The sequence below is a fragment of the Kocuria salsicia genome, assembly GCF_007681555.1.
Taxonomy (GTDB): domain Bacteria; phylum Actinomycetota; class Actinomycetes; order Actinomycetales; family Micrococcaceae; genus Kocuria; species Kocuria salsicia.
Genome location: NZ_VELE01000023.1, coordinates 1,300 through 3,075, shown reverse-complemented (window position 1 = coordinate 3,075; position 1,776 = coordinate 1,300). Strand labels below are relative to the sequence as shown.

3 protein-coding genes are annotated in these 1,776 nt (G+C 64.7%); all 3 read left to right on the top strand.

Features of this window, described 5'->3' with window-relative positions:
• Positions 1–419 precede the first annotated feature (419 nt).
• From FS770_RS13480 to FS770_RS13470, 3 genes are read left to right on the top strand one after another with little or no spacing between them, the layout of a single operon-like run.
• Positions 420–812, top strand: a complete 393-nt coding sequence (locus FS770_RS13480; protein WP_006947557.1) for a hypothetical protein — start codon at positions 420–422, stop codon at positions 810–812.
• Positions 809–1,156: a DMT family transporter gene (locus FS770_RS13475; protein WP_038567597.1), complete on the top strand. Its 348-nt coding sequence runs from the start codon at positions 809–811 to the stop codon at positions 1,154–1,156. The genes FS770_RS13480 and FS770_RS13475 overlap by 4 nt, the downstream gene beginning before the upstream one ends.
• Entirely contained in the window at positions 1,156–1,476 is a 321-nt protein-coding gene (locus FS770_RS13470) for a DMT family transporter (RefSeq protein ID WP_006947550.1), read from the top strand. Before FS770_RS13475 ends, FS770_RS13470 begins: the two co-directional genes overlap by 1 nt.
• Positions 1,477–1,776: the final 300 nt, after the last annotated feature.

Below are 1,776 nucleotides of genomic sequence, written 5' to 3'. Positions count from 1 at the left end.
GGCTGATCCCAATCGAGGGTGTAGTCGCGGTCTGGAAGTCGCCGGCTTTGAGTAGTGGCCTAGCGATAGTTGATGAGGTTTCGGAACCCACGCGCGGAAGTCACAGAGGTGTTCGAGTCATCCGTTGATCGCCTTGGCCGGGGCGTCGTAGGTGCCGGGCGGTCACGCTCTTAGCATGCTGACGCTCAGCTCGGGAGGCCCAGCTCACCATGAGTTTGTTACTTACCCTACCGGTAGGTAGAGTTGTCGATATGAGTACTAGTGCACCTGCCCACCGACCGTCGGCGCGAGGCGGCGTTCTCGCCAGCACTCTTGCGTGGGCCCGCACTGGCGCCTCTGTCTCCCTGGTGTCCGCAGCTCGCGCTGCAGGAATCACTAAGGCTGGCCTGATGTACCACTTCCCAACCAAGGAAGCACTGATGACCGCCGTCATCGACCACCTCCTCGACGGCTACGAGCGGGATCTGGCCGCCCGCCTGGCTACCACCAACCCAAACGTACCCACGATCAGCGAACGCCTCGCCGCCTACGTTGACTGGGCTTGCGACGGGCCGTTCGACTACGGCGACCTGGTCATGTTCACCGACCCCCGCCTGCGCGAGCCGCTCACCGAGCGATGGAACAGCCGCATGGGGGCCTGGGTCGACGTCCCCGAGACCCTTCCGGCCGACCAGCGGGCCCGCCTCCACGGCGTCCGACTCTTGGCCGACGGCATCTGGCTCAACACCGCCGGCAACGGCATCGCCCTATCCGACGAGGACACCGACGCCATTCGAGCACTCGCACACCACCTCATCCAGGAGAACTCATGACCAAGTGGCTACTGCTCGCGGGGTCCATCCTCAGCGAGGTCACCGGTTCGCTGTCGCTGAAGGGAGCACTCGATCGACCCGGACTGTACGTGCTCGTCGCGGCTGGCTACATCGCCTCGTTCATTCTCCTCGCCCTCGTTCTGCGTCAGGGCATGGCGCTGGGCGTCGCCTACGGCATTTGGGGCGCCCTCGGTGTCGCCACCACCGCCGTGATGTCGTCGCTGATCTTCGATGAAACCCTCACCGCACTCATGGGCGTCGGCATCGTCCTCATCATTGCCGGCGTCCTCACCGTCGAACTCGGCTCCCAGCACGCGGTCAAGAACCTCGAAGAAGCCACCTGATGGCTTACCTGTTCCTCCTCGGAGCCATCATTGCCGAGGTCAGCGCTACCCTCTCGCTGCGCATGGCAGCTACTGGCGTCCGCGCCTACTACGCCGCCGTCGCCGGCGGCTACCTCCTGGCCTTCGCGTTTCTCACCCTCGCCCTTAATGAGGGCCTGGGCCTCGGTGTCGCTTACGGCATCTGGGCAGCGTCCGGAGTTGCCCTAACGGCCGTCGCGTCCAAAGCCCTCTTCAAGGAGCCGCTCACCGCGCTCATGATGGGCGGCATCGCACTCATCATCGCCGGCGTTCTTCTCGTCGAGCTCGGCGCCCTGCACTGACTGAGATCCCCATCCCCACGACGTCGTCGCTCACAACGGAGCAAGGCCTTGGCAACGGGCTTCTGATGAGGTGTACTCGTTGATCGAAGCGACTCCGGCGCGACGGTGGCTAGATCGTGGTCGAGGTCTTCGGAAGATGACGTTCCACGCCTGACATCCGGAGGTCTGACGTCGTTGCCTGTCGCTACCGCTCGGGCCCGCTTCGCTCGCCCGGACCTGACAACGTTCTGCCGACTCGACGAACTCGACCTCGTCGTGACCGGCCAGCGCCTCGAGCCCGACCGCGCGGTGCTCGCCTAC

Excerpts from the sequence above, each read along its gene's own strand:
- FS770_RS13480 (WP_006947557.1), top strand. The coding sequence starts at position 420 with ATGACCGCCGTCATCGACCACCTCCTCGACGGCTACGAGCGGGATCTG.
- FS770_RS13475 (WP_038567597.1), top strand. The coding sequence starts at position 809 with ATGACCAAGTGGCTACTGCTCGCGGGGTCCATCCTCAGCGAGGTCACC.
- FS770_RS13470 (WP_006947550.1), top strand. The coding sequence starts at position 1,156 with ATGGCTTACCTGTTCCTCCTCGGAGCCATCATTGCCGAGGTCAGCGCT.